This window comes from Streptomyces sp. NPDC002276, assembly GCF_053891435.1.
This window is the reverse complement of the sequence record NZ_JBSFCQ010000017.1, coordinates 64629-80099: the sequence shown is the minus strand read 5'-3', so window position 1 is coordinate 80099 and position 15471 is coordinate 64629. Positions and strand designations below refer to the sequence as shown.

15 protein-coding genes are annotated in these 15471 nt (G+C 70.1%); 6 read left to right on the top strand and 9 right to left on the bottom strand.

What is annotated here, in order from left to right; all coding sequences use genetic code 11:
- Positions 1-17: 17 nt before the first annotated feature.
- Positions 18-1418: a glutamate decarboxylase gene (locus tag ACWIHT_RS34980; RefSeq protein ID WP_456172338.1), complete on the top strand. Its 1401-nt coding sequence runs from the start codon at positions 18-20 to the stop codon at positions 1416-1418.
- On the opposite strand, the gene ACWIHT_RS34975 is transcribed toward ACWIHT_RS34980, so the two are convergent.
- The 3 genes from ACWIHT_RS34975 to ACWIHT_RS34965 are packed head-to-tail and all read right to left on the bottom strand — an operon-like array spanning position 1408 to position 3780.
- Entirely contained in the window at positions 1408-2472 is a 1065-nt protein-coding gene (locus ACWIHT_RS34975) for a threonine aldolase family protein (protein ID WP_456172337.1), read from the bottom strand. The genes ACWIHT_RS34980 and ACWIHT_RS34975 overlap by 11 nt on opposite strands.
- Before the next feature lie 19 nt (positions 2473-2491).
- Positions 2492-3067: a helix-turn-helix domain-containing protein gene (locus tag ACWIHT_RS34970; protein ID WP_456172336.1), complete on the bottom strand. Its 576-nt coding sequence runs from the start codon at positions 3065-3067 to the stop codon at positions 2492-2494.
- Positions 3064-3780 carry a metal-dependent hydrolase gene (locus ACWIHT_RS34965; RefSeq protein WP_456172335.1) on the bottom strand — a complete coding sequence of 239 codons (717 nt, stop codon included), beginning with the start codon at positions 3778-3780 and terminating at the stop codon, positions 3064-3066. The genes ACWIHT_RS34970 and ACWIHT_RS34965 overlap by 4 nt, the downstream gene beginning before the upstream one ends.
- 108 nt (positions 3781-3888) lie before the next feature.
- Here ACWIHT_RS34965 and ACWIHT_RS34960 point away from each other — a divergent pair, with 108 nt between their 5' ends.
- Positions 3889-4668, top strand: a complete 780-nt coding sequence (locus ACWIHT_RS34960) for an SDR family oxidoreductase (protein ID WP_456172334.1) — start codon at positions 3889-3891, stop codon at positions 4666-4668.
- A 6-nt stretch (positions 4669-4674) separates the two neighbouring features.
- On the opposite strand, the gene ACWIHT_RS34955 is transcribed toward ACWIHT_RS34960, so the two are convergent.
- Positions 4675-5538 carry a winged helix-turn-helix transcriptional regulator gene (locus tag ACWIHT_RS34955; RefSeq protein ID WP_456172333.1) on the bottom strand — a complete coding sequence of 288 codons (864 nt, stop codon included), beginning with the start codon at positions 5536-5538 and terminating at the stop codon, positions 4675-4677.
- A gap of 100 nt (positions 5539-5638) precedes the next feature.
- Between ACWIHT_RS34955 and eno the strand changes: the two genes are divergently transcribed.
- Positions 5639-6922 (top strand): phosphopyruvate hydratase, encoded by a 1284-nt coding sequence (gene eno / locus ACWIHT_RS34950; protein WP_456172332.1) that lies wholly within the window; start codon positions 5639-5641, stop codon positions 6920-6922.
- Positions 6923-6932: 10 nt separating this feature from the next.
- On the opposite strand, the gene ACWIHT_RS34945 is transcribed toward eno, so the two are convergent.
- Entirely contained in the window at positions 6933-7229 is a 297-nt protein-coding gene (locus tag ACWIHT_RS34945) for a putative quinol monooxygenase (RefSeq protein WP_456172331.1), read from the bottom strand.
- A 117-nt stretch (positions 7230-7346) separates the two neighbouring features.
- Between ACWIHT_RS34945 and ACWIHT_RS34940 the strand changes: the two genes are divergently transcribed.
- Positions 7347-8309 (top strand): GlxA family transcriptional regulator, encoded by a 963-nt coding sequence (locus ACWIHT_RS34940; RefSeq protein WP_456172330.1) that lies wholly within the window; start codon positions 7347-7349, stop codon positions 8307-8309.
- A gap of 18 nt (positions 8310-8327) precedes the next feature.
- On the opposite strand, the gene ACWIHT_RS34935 is transcribed toward ACWIHT_RS34940, so the two are convergent.
- From ACWIHT_RS34935 to ACWIHT_RS34925, 3 genes are read right to left on the bottom strand one after another with little or no spacing between them, the layout of a single operon-like run.
- A complete protein-coding gene (locus tag ACWIHT_RS34935) occupies positions 8328-9260 on the bottom strand; it encodes an NADP-dependent oxidoreductase (RefSeq protein WP_456172329.1) in 933 nt (310 codons plus the stop codon).
- On the bottom strand, positions 9257-9724 hold the full coding sequence (locus ACWIHT_RS34930; protein ID WP_456172328.1) for a MarR family winged helix-turn-helix transcriptional regulator: 468 nt from the start codon (positions 9722-9724) through the stop codon (positions 9257-9259). Before ACWIHT_RS34930 ends, ACWIHT_RS34935 begins: the two co-directional genes overlap by 4 nt.
- 47 nt (positions 9725-9771) lie before the next feature.
- Positions 9772-11991, bottom strand: coding sequence for an MMPL family transporter (locus tag ACWIHT_RS34925; RefSeq protein WP_456172327.1), 2220 nt, complete (start codon positions 11989-11991; stop codon positions 9772-9774).
- Positions 11992-12175: 184 nt separating this feature from the next.
- Here ACWIHT_RS34925 and ACWIHT_RS34920 point away from each other — a divergent pair, with 184 nt between their 5' ends.
- Complete coding sequence (locus ACWIHT_RS34920; protein ID WP_456172326.1) at positions 12176-12901, top strand: TetR/AcrR family transcriptional regulator; 726 nt, start codon at positions 12176-12178, stop codon at positions 12899-12901.
- Positions 12902-12932: 31 nt separating this feature from the next.
- Positions 12933-13589 (top strand): maleylpyruvate isomerase N-terminal domain-containing protein, encoded by a 657-nt coding sequence (locus tag ACWIHT_RS34915; RefSeq protein ID WP_456172325.1) that lies wholly within the window; start codon positions 12933-12935, stop codon positions 13587-13589.
- 62 nt (positions 13590-13651) lie between these two features.
- Here ACWIHT_RS34915 and ACWIHT_RS34910 read toward each other — a convergent pair whose 3' ends face one another.
- Complete coding sequence (locus ACWIHT_RS34910) at positions 13652-15433, bottom strand: FAD-binding dehydrogenase (RefSeq protein ID WP_456172324.1); 1782 nt, start codon at positions 15431-15433, stop codon at positions 13652-13654.
- Between the last annotated feature and the right edge of the window lie 38 nt (positions 15434-15471).

The following is a 15471-nucleotide window of genomic DNA, read 5'->3' as shown; positions in this document are numbered from 1 at the left end:
AAGGCATCCCCACACTCATGCCCATCCCGCATACCGCCGTCATGCCCGAAGCCGAGTTCGACACCCTGACCGTCTCCCGCCGGACCGGACAGTCGGCCGCCGCCGACCTCCTGCTGCCGGTCGACGAACTGCCCGAGACGTCGTCCTCGCCCGACCTGATCTGCCGCCGCGTACGCGACGAGCTGATGCTCGACGGCAACGCACGCCTCAATCTCGCCACCTTCGTGACGACGTGGATGGAGCCGCAGGCAAGGGAGTTGATGGCGGAGACGGCCGAGAAGAACCTCGCCGACCGCGCCGAGTACCCGCAGATCACCGCCATGGAGGAGCGCTGCGTACGGATGCTGGCGCGCCTGTGGCACGCACCGCACCCGGAGCAGGTCAGCGGCTGCTCGACCACCGGTTCCAGCGAGGCCGCGATGCTCGGCGGACTCGCCCTCAAGCGCCGCTGGCAGGAACGCCGGCGCGCCCAGGGCAAGGACACCGCGCGCCCGAACCTCGTCATGGGCGCGAACGTGCAGGTGTGCTGGAAGAAGTTCGCCAACTACTTCGAGGTGGAGCCGCGTTACGTCCCGATGGAGCCGGGCCGCTACCACCTCACCGCCGACGCGCTCACCGCGTACTGCGACGACAACACCATCGGTGTCGTGGCGATCCTCGGCTCCACGTTCGACGGCTCCTACGAGCCCGTCGCGGACATCTGCATGGCCCTGGACGGCTACCAGGCCGCCACCGGCACCGACATCCCCGTGCATGTCGACGGCGCGTCCGGCGCGATGGTCGCCCCGTTCCTCGACCCGGACCTCATGTGGGACTTCCAGCTCGAACGGGTCGCCTCCATCAACACCTCGGGGCACAAGTACGGGCACGTCTTCCCCGGCCTGGGCTGGGCGTTGTGGCGCGACGCCGAAGCCCTCCCGGACGACCTGGTGTTCGAGGTCGACTACCTCGGCGGCAGCTCCCCCAGCTTCACGCTCAACTTCTCCCGGCCGGGGGCGCATGTCGTCGCGCAGTACTACAGCTTCCTCCGCTACGGCTTCGAGGGACTGCGGGACCTGGCGGACCAGAGCCGGACCACCGCCCGCGCCCTCGCCGCGCGCATCCGCACCATCGCCCCCTACGAGTTGATCACGGACGGCTCCGAACTCCCGGCGTTCGCCTTCCGGTTGACCCCCGGCACACCGGGCTTCACGGTGTTCGACGTCTCCCACGGCATGCGCGCCCGTGGCTGGCATCTGCCCGCCTACAGTTTCCCCGCCCCGTGCCAGGACGTCTCGGTGCTACGGCTGGTGGTGCGGACCGGGTTCACCGCCGAACTCGCGGGCATGTTCGTCGCCGACCTGACCGAGGTCACCCGCAACCTGCATACCGCCCTGCCGACGCTCGCACCACCGCTCAAGCCACTCGTCACCGCCTGAAACGGCGGACCGCGTCGAGGAGTTGGTCGATGTCGTCGGCGCTGTGCGAGAACGCGGTGACGAACCGGACGATGCCCGGCTCCCAGCGGTCGTGGTAGAAGGCGTAGCCCTCGGCGAGGAGTCCTTCGGTCACGTCCTGGGGCAGACGGCAGAAGACGATGTTGGCCTGCGGGGCGGCCAACAGGCCTGTTCCGGCGATGGACTTGAGGCCGTCGCCGAGGCGGGCGGCCATCTCGTTGGCCTGCCGGGCGTTGCGCAGCCACAGACCGTCGGTGAGGTACGCGTCGAGCTGGGCCGTCTGGAACCGCATCTTGGAGGTGAGTTGACCCGCGCGCTTGGCGCGGAAGGCCAGCTCGCCGGCGAGCGCGGGGTCGAAGGAGACGACGGCGTCGGCGGTCATCGCGCCGTTCTTGGTAGCGCCGAAGGACAGGACGTCGACACCGGCTTTCCACGTCATCTCCGCTGCGGTGGCGCCGAGTTGGTCCAGCGCGTTGGCGAAGCGGGCGCCGTCCATGTGGACGCGCAGTCCGGCGTCCTTGGCGATGCCCGACAGCCGGCGGATCTCCTCCAGTGTGTACACGCTGCCGCTCTCGGTGGCCTGGCTGATGCTCACCACGGACGGCTGCACGCTGTGCACGTCACCGGCCCGGCGGCGCACCGCCGTCTCCAGCGCGGCGGGGTCGATCCTGCTGTCGGGGCCGGGGACACCGACGAGCTTGGCGCCGTTGGTGAAGAACTCCGGTGCCCCGCACTCGTCGGTGTTGATGTGACTCTCCGGGTGCGAGAGCACGCTGCCCCACGGCGGGGTGAGGGCGGCCAGGCTCAGACCGTTGGCGGCGGACCCGGTGGAGACCGGGAACACGTCGACGCCCCGCTCGAAGATCTCACCGAGCCTGCGGCGGGCCCTGTCGGTGTAGGGGTCGTTGCCGTACGGCAGCATCTGTCCGGCCGCCGCGTCGGCGACGGCCCGGGCTATCTCCGGGGAAGCTCCGGCCATGTTGTCGCTGATGAAGGCACGACTGGCGGGGGTGGTGGCGATGGCGGTGGCGCTCATGGGCGGGAGTTCCTCGGTCTCAGGTGCTGATGGGGGAGGCGAAGACGACGGTGATGTCGACCTCGTCCGCGCCGGTGCGGTAGAAGTGCGGGGCGTCTCCGGCGAAGGCGAGCATGTCGCCGGGACCCAGGTCCTGCGGGGCGTCGACGGGTCCGGCGGTGACGTGGCCGGTGGCGATGAGCAGGTGCTCGATCGTGCCGGTGGCGTGCGGTACTCCGGCCAGCTCCGTCTCCGGCGGAATGCGCAGCCGCCAGATCTCCAGGCTGTTGCCGCTGCTGATCCGGCGGAGCAACTCCCTTGAGACCTCGCCCGGTTCGATGTCCGTGGCCGCCCGGAACACCGGCCCGGTGTCGGCGTCCCGCGCGAGGAGGTCGGCGATCGGGATGCGCAGGGCGATCGCGATGGCGTCCAGGGTGTCGATCGTCGGATTGCCGTTCCCGGCCTCCAGCTGCGACAGCGTGGCCTTGCTGAGCCCGGCCCGCCGGGCCATCTCCGCGGCGCTCATCCCGCGCTGCTGACGGCGCAGCCGGATCTTCGCGCCGACCGCGGCCGCCGTACTGCTCACCGGCCGGCGGCCGGCCGGCGGGGGCGTCATCGAGGGCTCCGGTGGGTCGCGGAGTAGGACACGCGGATACGGCCCTTCTTGACCTTCAGCGTCGGCAGCACCAGCTCGGCGAGGTCCCCCAGGCTGCGCACATGCGTGCCCCCGCACGGCGCGGAGTGCAGCGTGTCGAGCCGCACCACGCGCCGCCCGTCGGGCAGATACCGAGCTGAAACCGGCAGGTCGTCGGCGATGGCTGCCGCCACCCCGTCCCGGAGCACGGCGGTCACCTCTTCCCGCCCGTCCGGATCACCGAGCCGCGCGTCCGAGTCCGGCGCCTGGAACTCAATACGCGCCTGCCCGGGGAAGTGAATACTGCCGACCATCTCCCAGCCCTGCGTCCGCCCGACCGCCTCGACAAGGTGCCCAGCGGTGTGCAGCGCGGCATGCAGCATCCGGGCCTCAAGATCGATCCGGGCCCGCACCCGCTCCCCCACGTCGAGCGACGGAAGCCCGCCACCCACCGCCACGACCAGTCCCGAGTCGTGGTCCCGCTCCGGAACGATCTCGACGTCCTCCAGCCACCCCCGGTCGGCGGGCTGTCCCCCGCCCTGCGGATGGAACAGACAGTCCTCTACGGCGACCCAGGGCGTCCCGCCCCTATCGCCGACCGCGATGACGGTCGTGTCGACCTGTTCCAAGTACGTGTCGTCGAGGTAGGCGCTGATCTGCGCGCCCTCCCGAGAAGCCGCGATTGAATGAACCATGCGTTCACTATACCGAACCCGCGAGCGATACTGAACGCATCGTTCGTTTTATTCAACACCCGAAAAGGCAGTTGCCGACACCGTCCCCGCCATGAACGATCTCGGACCATGACGACGAGCACCGACCACCACCCCTCCACCCGCCCCCTCGCACTCGTCACCGGAGTGGGGCGCACCGTCGGTATCGGTGCGGGCATCGCGCGTCGGCTGGCGGCCTCGGGCTGGGACATCGCCTTCACCTACTGGACTCCCTACGACGAGCGCATGTCCTGGGGTGTCGAGTCCGGCGCGACCTCGGCCATCACCGACGCGCTCAAGGAACACGGCGCCGCGACCACGGCCGTCGAGGCGGACCTGTCCGACCCGGACGCCCCGGCCCGCGTCTTCGACGAGGTCGGACGCGGGCCGGGCGGTGTCACCGCCTTGGTGATGTGCCACTGCGAGTCGGTCGACTCCGGTCTCCTCGACACCACCGTCGAGAGCTTCGACCGGCACTTCGCGGTCAACGCGCGCGCCAGCTGGCTGCTGATCCACGAGTACGGCCTACGGTTCGCCGCCGCTCCGGGCACCGGCCGGATCATCGCCCTCACCAGCGACCACACCGTCAACAACCTCCCCTACGGCGCGAGCAAGGGCGCCCTGGACCGCATCACGCTCGCCGCCGCGCACGAGTTCGCCCACCTCGGGATCACCGCCAACGTCATCAACCCGGGCCCGGTGGACACCGGTTGGATGACCGAGGAGGGGCGGGCGGAGGTCCTGCGGCAGACACCGCTCAACCGTCTCGGCACGCCACGGGACACCGCCCACCTGGTCGACTTCCTCTGCTCACCGGAGGGCCAGTGGGTCAACGGCCAACTCCTCCTGAGCAACGGGGGTTTCGCATAGCGGACGTCACCGGGCGCAGTCCGCGGACAGCCGCAGGCTCTCCGCGACCGCGTGCGGGATGTCGTCGACGGGGAACAGTGCGTGCCGTACGGTCCGTTCGGCGTCGATGATCAGGATCAGCCGTTTGTGCCGGAGTCGGCCCGCCGCACGGAAGGTCGGCAGCCGCAGGGCCGCGGCGAGTCGCTGAGCCTCGTCGGAGAGCAACGGATACGGGATCTCCTCGGTGCGGGTGAACTCCTCCTGTTCGTAAGGGAGTTGAGTGCTGACTCCGCGCACGTCCACGCCCGCCCGGCGGAAGTCGGGCCAGGCGTCACGGAAGAGGCGGTTCTCCAGCGTGCAGCCCTCGGCACCGGGGATCGCCGGCTCGCCCCAGTCGATGCCACTGCCCGGGTAGGTGAACAGCACGGTCGCGGCGGCGTCCGGTGAGACGACGGGCAGGTCCGTGCCCTGGATGCCCGGGAGTTGAAGATCGTCGGGCAGGCGGGTGCCGGGCAGGGCGTGCACGCGGGTGTGTTCGGCGCCGTCCTCGGCCGCGGTCGCGGTGAGGGTGCCGTCGCCGAGCATCCACCGGTCGCCCCAGTCCTGCATCGCCGCGAGCAACGGCAGCAGCGCGAGCCCGGCGTCCGTGAGCACGTACTCGTAGCGCACCGGCCGCCGCTGATAGAGCCTGCGGTGCAGCACCCCGCTCGCGACGAGCCGGCCGAGCCGCTCGGTCAGGACGTTGCGGGACAGGCCGATCCCGGCGGCCAGCGCGTCGAAACGGACATGGCCGCGGACGATCTCCCGCAGCACCAGAACGTTCCACCAGTCCCCCAGGACCACGGCGGCCTGGGCGATGCCGCAGGTCTCGTCGGCGTTGTGCATCCTCATGCGCCCATAGTAGGTTCTCTTTCAGGACTAACTTTGTTTCATGACGGAACTTACCGCCCGCCGACGTCCGGGACGCGGGCCCTGCGTGAGGAGTTGCACCGTGACCGCCATCAGCCGGGTCGTCGCACGCGAGATCATCGACAGCCGGGGCAACCCGACCGTCGAGGTCGACGTGGAACTCAAGGACGGGTCGCTCGGCCGCGCCGCCGTCCCCTCGGGCGCCTCCACCGGAGCCAGGGAAGCCGTCGAACTGCGCGACGGCGACCCGACGCGCTTCCACGGCAAGGGAGTTCGCCGCGCCGTCGACGCCGTCAACGAGACCATCGCCGACGCCGTGACCGGACTCGACGCGGAGAACCAGACGACCGTCGACCACACGATGATCGAACTCGACGGCACCGACACCAAGTCGCGCCTCGGCGCCAACGCCCTGCTCGGCGTCTCCCTGGCCACCGCCAAGGCCGCCGCGGCCGCCCACCGGCTCCCGCTCTACCGCTACATCGGCGGCGTCGACGCCCGCCTGCTCCCGGTACCGATGATGAACATCGTCAACGGCGGCGCCCACGCCGACAACCCCCTGGACTTCCAGGAGTTCATGATCGCCCCCATCGGCGCGGCCACCTTCGCCCAGGCCGTCCGCATGGGCTCCGAGGTCTTCCACACCCTGCGCCGCGATCTGATCGCGGCCGGACACAGCGCCAACGTCGGCGACGAGGGCGGCTTCGCCCCCGACCTGCGCACCGCCGACGAGGCCCTCGACTTCGTCCTGCACGCCATCGAGCGCACCGGCTACAAGCCCGGCACCGACATCACCCTCGTCATGGACCCCGCCACCTCCGAATTCTTCCGCGACGGGGTCTACGACTACACGGGCGAGGGCGTCCGCCGCACCCCCGCCGAACACGCCGACTACCTCGCCGAGTTGGTCGACCGCTACCCCATCGCCTCCATCGAGGACCCGATGGCCGAGGACGACCACGACGGCTGGCGCGACCTGACCGCACGGCTCGGCGAGCGCTGCCAGCTCACCGGTGACGACGTCTTCTGCACCAACGAGACGCTATTGAGTGCCGGGATCCGCGACGGGATCGCCAACTCCGTTCTGGTGAAGGTGAATCAGATCGGCACCCTCACCGAGACCCTGGCCACCGTCGCGACCGCCCACCGGGCCGGGTACACCGTCGTGATGTCCCACCGCTCCGGCGAGACCGAGGACACCACGATCGCCGATCTCGCCGTCGCCACCGGCTGCGGACAGATCAAGACCGGGTCGCTGTCCCGCGCCGACCGCACCGCCAAGTACAACCAACTCATCCGCATCGAGGAGGACTTGGGCACCCAGGCACGGTACGCCGGGCGGGACGCGCTGGGACTGCGCCGCTGAGGCGCCCGCCTCAGGAGACCTTCGCGCCCAGCAGGTCGACCGGGGCGATCAGCGGCGGCGCGCTGAGCTTCGTCCCCGCGATCTCCCCCAGGGCGGCGGCGATCCGGCCGGTCAGGTGGGCCTGCCGTCCCTGCTCGTCCTCGAAGGTGTCGAACACGCCGAAGGTGGTGGCGTTCTCGCGGAACGCGAACCACGTGACCGTGCCCTGTTCCTGTTCGGCGAGCTCCTGGGCACCGCGGAGCAGGGCCTCCACTTCGTCGGCGTGCTCCGGCTTGGCCTCGACGCGTACCAGCAGACCGACCTTCATGTCACCACTCCTTGTGCATACGTCCAGGGCGCCGGATGTCCGGCGCACCTCGAACCTATGGCGATGGTCGGTGATCACATCAGCGGCGGAAACGACACGGTTGATAGCGTTCCCGCCATGCGAGTAGCGGTTGTCGTCTACGACGGGGTGTTCGACTCGGGGCTCTCGGCCGTCCTGGATGTGCTGAACAACGCCAACGCGCTGGGCGGACAGCTCCATGAGTCGTCGCCCACCTGGGACGTCACCCTGGTCGGGCCCGGCCCGAAGGTGCGGACCCGGGCGGGACTCCTCGTGGCGCCCGAGCCGCTCGAACTGGCCGACACGGCCGACCTCTTGGTCGTACCGGCGTTCGGGGAGAGCGATCCCTCGGCACTGGTCGACCATGTGGGCGGCGAGGTGTCCCGGCCCGTCCGGGACTTGATCGCGCGCACCCGCGCACGGGGGACGACCATCGCCTCGGCGTGCGCGGGCACCTTCCTACTGGCCGAGGCGGGGGTGCTGGACGGGCTGCGGGCCACGACGTCCTGGCCGCTGTCGCCCGCGTTCCGGGACAGATATCCCAAGGTCGAGCTGGATCACAGCCGGATGGTGATCAGCTGCGAGGGCGTCATCACCGCGGGCGCGGCTTTCGGCCATGTCGATCTCGCGCTGGCGATCGTGCGGGCGGCCAGCCCCGCGCTCGCCGACCTGGTCGCCCGCTATCTCGTGGTCGACGAACGCCCCTCGCAGGCCGCGTACACGATTCCCAGCGCCCTGGCCCAGAGCGATCCCACGGTCGCGGCCTTCGAACTCTGGACCCGTGAGCATCTGGCCGAGCCCATCGGCATTCCCGCGGCGGCCAGGGCCATCGGGGTCAGCGAGCGGACGCTCCAGCGTGCCGTGCGGCGCACCGTCGGAACGTCACCGATCCGGTTCGTGCAGGACCTGCGGATCGAACGCGCCTCCCATCTGCTGCGCACCACCGGCCTCTCCCTGGAGACCATTGCCAGGAGGGTCGGCTACGAGCACCCCAACACCCTGCGCGTGCTGCTGCGCGAACGCACCGGGAAGACCACGTCGGCCCTCCGCGACAGCAAGTAACGTCGGTCCAGGGGCAGTTCAGGGGATGAGGACGATCTTTCCGCGTGTGTGGCGCTGTTCGAGTTCGGCGTACGCGTCACGGACGCGGTCGAGCGGGTAGGTGGCGGCGACGGGGATCTCGATACGGCCGGCGGCCACATGGTCGGCCATTTCGGTGAGGACCTCGCGGGTGGAGGCGCCTTCGCTGCCCGCGCTTTTGGTGCCGAGTTCCTGCGCCTTCTGGAACGAGATGATCGTCTCGATCCGGTCCCGGGGGATGCCGAGATCGACGGCGAGTTCGACGTAGTCGGGTCCGAACAGGTCGATGAACGCGTCGATCCCGTCGGGTGCCGCCGCGGTGAGGGCCTCGGCGAGTCCGTCGCCGTACGGGACCGGGGTGACGCCGTGGGCGGTGAGCCAGTCGGCGTTGGCGGGTGAGGCGATGCCGAGGACGTTCACGCCGCGTACAGCGAGGAGTTGGACCGTGACGGTGCCCACTCCACCGGCGGCGGCCGAGACGGCGACGGTCTCGCCGGGCTTGGGGGCCACCGCGTCCACGGCGGCCCACGCGGTGCAGCCGACGACGTAGAGGGAGCCGGCCACCTCCCAGCTCAAGGCGCCCGGCTTGGGGATCAGTTGGGTCACCGGTACGACGACGTGGGTGGCGTGGCTGGAGCGCTGCCAGGAGAAGCCGAGGACCTCGTCACCGACGCCGAAGTCGGTGACGCCCTCGCCGAGCGCGGTGACGACTCCGGCGAGGTCGCTGCCCTGGCCGGACGGGAAGGTCGCGGGGAACAGCTCGCGCATCGCGCCCGAACGGATCGCGGCCTCACCGGGGTTGACGCCCGCCGCCCGGACCTCGACGAGGACTTCTCCGGCGGCGGGGCTGGGCATCGGCACCTCGGTGACGTACAGGACGTCACGGTCGCCGTACTCGTCGAAACGGACTGCGCGTGCTTGTGCGGGGCTCATCTGGTCTCCTTCGTCAGGGGTGTTGGCCCAGGGTCCGGGGTGCGTGGGTTGGCGACACGGAGTACGGCGAGCGTGCTCGCGAGGTGGCCGAGCTGCGCGGCCGGGAGCGGACCGGCCAGCCAGGTCGCGAGCTCCCGGTCGAAGACGGGACCCGCCTCGGCCACCAAGTCCCGCCCGGCCGCCGTCAGTTCGACGATCGAGGAACGGCGGTCGGTGCGGTGCGGCCGTCGTACGCAGCGGCCCGCCCTCTCCAGCCGGTCGACGGCCTGGCTCGCGCCACCGACCGTGATGGAGAGAGCGGCGGCGATGTCGTTGACCCGGCAGGAGCCCGCGCGTTCGACGACGAGCAGCACGTTCAGGCTGCCCAGGGTCACAGCGCAGTCCTGGCGGAGCCGGGCGTCGATCCCGTTCCACAGGTCCGTCTCGAAACGCACCAGGTCGTCGAACAGCTGCCGCAGGTCCACGGGCGGGCTCCTTCCGGCCACATGCATTAGCTCTAATCAACTTAGCTCTAATGCACTTCGGACGCACCCCTGACGATCGGATCGGTCACGGCTGCCGGGGCGGCACCGCCCTCGCTGAGGCCGAACCGTGCGTGGAACCGGCGCAGGAAGCCGGGCGCGTACCAGGCCGAGCGGCCGAGCAGCCGCATCGCGGCGGGGACGAGGACACCGCGTACGGCGACGGCGTCGATGAGGATGGCCAGTCCGCTGCCCAGGCCGAACAGCTGCATGAAGCTGAGCTTCGCCGTCCCGAAGGCGAAGAAGCTCACCGCGAGGAGACAGGCCGCGGCGGTGACGATGCGTCCGGTGTGTCCGAGGCCGTTGGTCACGGCGGACTCGTTGTCGGCGCCCTGGTCGTGGAGTTCCTTGATCCGGCTGGTGACGAAGACCTCGTAGTCCATCGAGAGGCCGAAGGCGATGCAGAACATCAGCACGGTCATGGAGACGTCCATCGGCTGTGCCGTGAAGCCGAGCAGGGAGGAGAGATGGCCGTCCTGGAAGATCCAGGTCATGACGCCGAGGGTGGCGCCCAGGCTGATCATGTTGAGGAGCAGTGCGCGCAGCGGTTGTACGACGCTGCCGGTGAAGAGGAAGAGCAGGAGGAAGGTGGTGAGGGCGACCAGGGCCACGGCGAGCGGGAGCCTGCTGCCGACGGAGTGCTTGGAGTCGACGAGTACGGCGTCGACTCCGCCTACCAGAGGCCGAGTTCCGGCTGGCGGGGCGATCGCCCGCACCTTCCGGACCAGGCTCTGGGCCGCATCCGACTTCGGGGTCAGCGTGCTCACCACGTTGATCTGCTGCGCGTCGGTGCGGCCGAGGACGGTAGTGCCGGGGGCGGTCAACCGCCCATCTGCATAAGTTCCCTTGCTGGTCTCGACGCGGACGACGCCCTTGAGCCCGGACAGTTCGGTCGCGTACGACTCCAGTGGGGCCTTGGCCACGGGCTTGTCGATGACGACGTGGAGGGCCGCGTCGTCGCTGCCGTTGAACTTCTCCCGCAGGACGGCGGAGACCTGGCGGCTCGCCGCGTCCTCGGGCAGGACCCGTTCGTCCGGGGTGCCGAAGGTGATGCCGAGCAGCGGGCTCGCAGCGAGCAGCAGGACCGCGAGGACGGGCAGCGCGGTGAGCGCGGGCCGCCGCATGACGGTGCGGGCCAGCCGTCCCCACAGGGGCGCCCGGGTGCCGGAGCGGCCACGGTTCGCCCACGGCAGCCGCCCGCCGTTGACGCGGTGGCCGAGGACGACGAACAGGGCCGGCATGACGAACAGGGTGCTGACGGCCGCGATGACGACGACACCGACCCCCGCATACCCGAAGGAGCGCAGGAAGTACTGCGGGAACACCAGCAGGGCCGCGAGCGCCGCCGCGACGGTCGCGGCGGAGAACGCGACGGTACGGCCCGCGGTGCTCACGGTCCGCCGTACGGCGTCGTCCACGCTCGCCCCGGTCGCGAGCTGTTCCCGGAACCGGCTGACCATCAGCAGCGCGTAGTCGATGCCGAGGCCGAGCCCCAGTGCGGTGGTCAGATTGACCGCGAAGACGGAGACGTCGGTGACGCTGCCGAGGAGGAACAGCTCCGCGAAGGTGCCCGCGATGGCGATGGTTCCGATCGCCAGCGGCAGCAGGGCGGCGACCGCGCTGCCGAAGACGAGCAGCAGGAGTACGAGGGTGAGGGGCACGGCGATGGACTCGGCGAGGACGAGGTCCTTGGCCGACTGGGTGCCCATCTCGCTGGTCACGGCGGCACCGCCGCCCGCCCGGACCGTGAGGGAGTCCTCGTACGGTCCGGCGTAGGCGTCGATGACGCTCTTCGCGTTCTCGTCCCGCTCGGTGTCGTTGCCCTTCACATGGGCGAGCACCACGGCTTCGCGGCCGTCCTTGGATCTGAGGTCGGGGCTGGACGTGTCCCAGAACGAGATCACGTTCTCCAGGTGCTGTTCCCTCTTGAGCTTGGCGACCAGGGCCCGGCCACTCCGCTCCGCGGGCGTCCCGTCCACGCGGCCTTCGGTCGCGCTGACGAGCAGGACCAGGTTCGTCTCCCCGCCGAACTTCCGGTCGATGACCTTCGCGGCCCGGGAGGAGGCGGAGGACGGGTCGTCGTAGCCGCCTCCCAGCAACTTGCCGAACGCGCCGGCGCCCAGGACCCCCATGAGGGCCACGGCCACGACGGCGACGACGAGTACCAGCCGCGACCGGCGGATCACCAGCTCGGCCATACGTTCAAACACGCCCGTTCTCCTTTGCTGTCCGTACGTCGAAAAAGGCGCGAAACAGCCGGAGTCGGCCAATGAGGCATTCTTCGTCGCCGCGCACGACGCTAGTGAGGAGCAAGAGGATTTGGCAGTGTTAGATTTTCCTCACACCTCGCAACTTCACGTCCCCCGGCGCGAGTTGCGGTCGTACGGTGAACGCATGCCCGCCGAAGGAGCCACGACCGCCCTCCCGTCCCTGCGCGAGCGGCGCCGGGCCGCGGCCACCCAGGAGATCGTGGAGGCCGCCGAGCGCCACCTCACCGAGCACGGCCCGGCAGCCCTGTCGCTGCGCGCGGTCGCCCGCAGCCTCGGCATGACCGTGCAGGCGCTCTACCACTACTTCCCGAGCCGGGACGCCCTCATCACGGTCCTCGTCACCAAGGCCTACGACGACCTGGCCGACGCCGTGCAGGCCGCTGTCGACACCCCGGCGGACGACCCGGACCTGCCCCGCCTGGTACGGGCGGCCGAGGGCTACCGGCGGTGGGGCATCGCCCACCCGGAGCACTTCCAACTCCTCTACGGCACACCGCTGCGGGACTACGCGGCACCGGCCGACGGTCCGACCACCCAGGCCACGCGGCGGATGAGCATGATCTTCGAGCGCGAACTGTTCGAGGAGTTCACCCCGGAACAGCTCGCGGCGGCCGACATGCCCGCACTCTCACCCCAACTCCGGGAGTATCTGGAGCAGTTGCCGCACTACGGCCAGGGGCGTCTGCCGTCGCCCGCGACCGCCCTCCTGATGAGCGCGTGGGGACATCTGCACGGGCTCGTCGCCCTGGAGGTGTTCGGGCACACCGCTTTCCTCGGCGGGCACCAGGCCGAGTTGTTCCGCATGGCGATGCGCAACCTGCTGGCGGACATCCACCGCCGTCTCACGTGACACGGTCCGCCCGGGCACATAGCGTGCCGAGGTGGATCTCTTCTCCCGCTCCTGGACAGCTCTGCTCGCCGCGGTCGCCGACCTCAAGGACGCCGATTTCGCACGGCCCTCGGGGTGTGCCGGGTGGCTGGTGCGGGACCTGGTCTGCCATCTGGTCATCGACGCCCAGGACGTGCTGATCACCCTCGTGACTCCCGCCGACACGGAAGTGACCCGCGACGCGGTGAGCTACTGGGCGGTCAGCCGGACGCCGCCCACCGGTGACGACCCGCTCGACGCGCTGATCGTCCGGCTGGCCGCCGCGTACGAGGAGCCCGGGCTGCTCAAGTTCCATCTGGACGACGTCGGTTCGGCCGCCGGCCGTGCCGCCCGGCTGGCCGACCCCGGTCTGCGGGTGAGCACTCAGGACCAGGTCCTCACCGCGGGCGACTACCTCTCCGCGTACGTCCTGGAGTGGACGCTGCACCACCTCGACCTGGTCGGACACCTCCCGGACGTGCCGGGACCGCCCGTCGAAGCACTCGCGGGGGCACGCGAGTTGCTGGAGCGGATCGCCAACACCCCATTCCCCACGTCCTTCTCCGACCGGGACGCGCTGCTCGTCGGCACGGGACGGCGGGCGCCGACGGAAGCGGAGACGCACCGACTCGGCTCACTCGCGGCGCAGTTGCCGCTGTACCTCGGCTGACCTGTCGGCAACTCGGGCCGTGCGCGCCCGAGTTGCCGACATGTGGCGAGCGGCCGTACCGGTCAGAGCGCTGCCGCCGCCGCGCGGCCCGCCTGCCGGCCGGAGAACAGGCAGCCGCCGAGGAAGGTGCCCTCCATCGAGCGGTAGCCGTGCACTCCCCCGCCGCCGAAGCCGGACACCTCACCGGCCGCGTACAGACCGGGAATCGGCGCACCGGTGGCGTCCAGGACCCGGCCCGAGAGGTCGGTCTGAAGGCCGCCGAGGGTCTTGCGGGTGAGGATGTTGAGGCGGACGGCGATCAGCGGTCCGGCGGCCGGGTCCAGGATCTTGTGGATCGCGGCGGTGCGGCTGAGTGAATCGCCGGTGTAGGAAAGGGCGTTGCGGATGCCCATCACCTGGGCGTCCTTCGAGTAGGGGTTGTCGATCTCCCGGTCCCGGGCCTCGATCTGCCGCTGGAGATCGGCCAGTTGGATCAGGCCGTCGCCGGTCAGCTTGTTCATGCCGAGGACCAGTTCGGAGAGGGTGGTGGCGGTGATGAAGTCGACGCCGTTCTTCCTGAACTTCTCGATCGGCTCCGGCGTCTGCCAGATGCGCGAGAGCAGCATCAGGATGTCCTTGTTGGTGAGGTCCGGGTTCTGTTCGGACCCGGAGAGCGCGAACTCCTTCGCGATGATCTTGCTCGTGGTGACGAACCACGAGTAGTCGTAGCCGCTCGCGGTGATCGAGCCCAGGGTGTGGAGGGTGTCGTAGCCCGGCATGTCGGGGGCGGAGAACCGCTTGCCCTTGGCGTCGAACCACATCGAGGACGGGCCCGGGAGGATGCGGATGCCGTGGTTGGGCCAGATCGGGTCGTAGTTCTTGAGGCCCTCGGTGTAGTGCCACATCCGGTCGGGGTTGACGATCCGGCCGCCCGCCGACGCGGTGATCCCCAGCATCCGGCCGTCCACGTAGGCGGGCACACCGGTGATCATGTTCTTGGGCGCGGGGCCGAGCCGGGCCGGCCAGTTCTGCCGTACGAGATCGTGGTTGGCGCCTATGCCGCCCGAAGTGACGATCACGACGGGGGCCTTGAGGTCGAAGTCGCCGACCACGGTGCGGGAGGTGGCCTTCCCGCGCTGGGCGGTGCTGGGTTCGAGGATCGAGCCGCGAACTCCGGTCACGACGCCGCCGGTTCGGACGATCTCGTTGACCTGGTGGCGGAACTTGAAGGTCACCTTGTTGTTCGCGACCCCGGCCCGCACCTGCTTCTCGAACGGCTCGACCACGGCGGGGCCGGTGCCCCAGGTGACGTGGAAGCGGGGCACCGAGTTGCCGTGTCCGTCGGCGAGGCCGCCGCCGCGCTCGGCCCAGCCGACGATCGGGAACCAGCGGATACCGAGGCCGTAGAGCCAGGACCGCTTCTCGTTGGCCGCGAAGTCCACATACGCCTCGGCCCACTTGTGGGCCCAGTAGTCCTGGCCGCTCGGGTCGTCGATGCCGCGGTCGAAGCCGGCCGTGCCCTGCCAGTCCTGCCAGGCCAGCTCCTGGGAGTCCTTGATGCCCATGAGGCGCTGCTCGTCGGAGTCGATCAGGAACAGTCCGCCGAAGGACCAGAACGCCTGACCGCCGAGGTTGGACTCGGGCTCCTGGTCCAGGAGCAGGACCTTCTTTCCGGCGGCGACCAGTTCGGCCGTCGCGACCAGTCCGGCCAGACCGTGGCCGACGACGATGGCGTCGGCGTCCGAGGTCCCGGCCGCGAACGCCGGTGCCGCGTGCGCCGCGAGGGCAGCGCCGGCGGCGACGCCACCGGCCACCGTCAAGGCTCTTCGTCTGCTGATCGCCGTGGGGGACGTCGAGTTCTCCATGAGGTGCCTTCCGAAATGAGGTACGGGAGGTGCGGGAG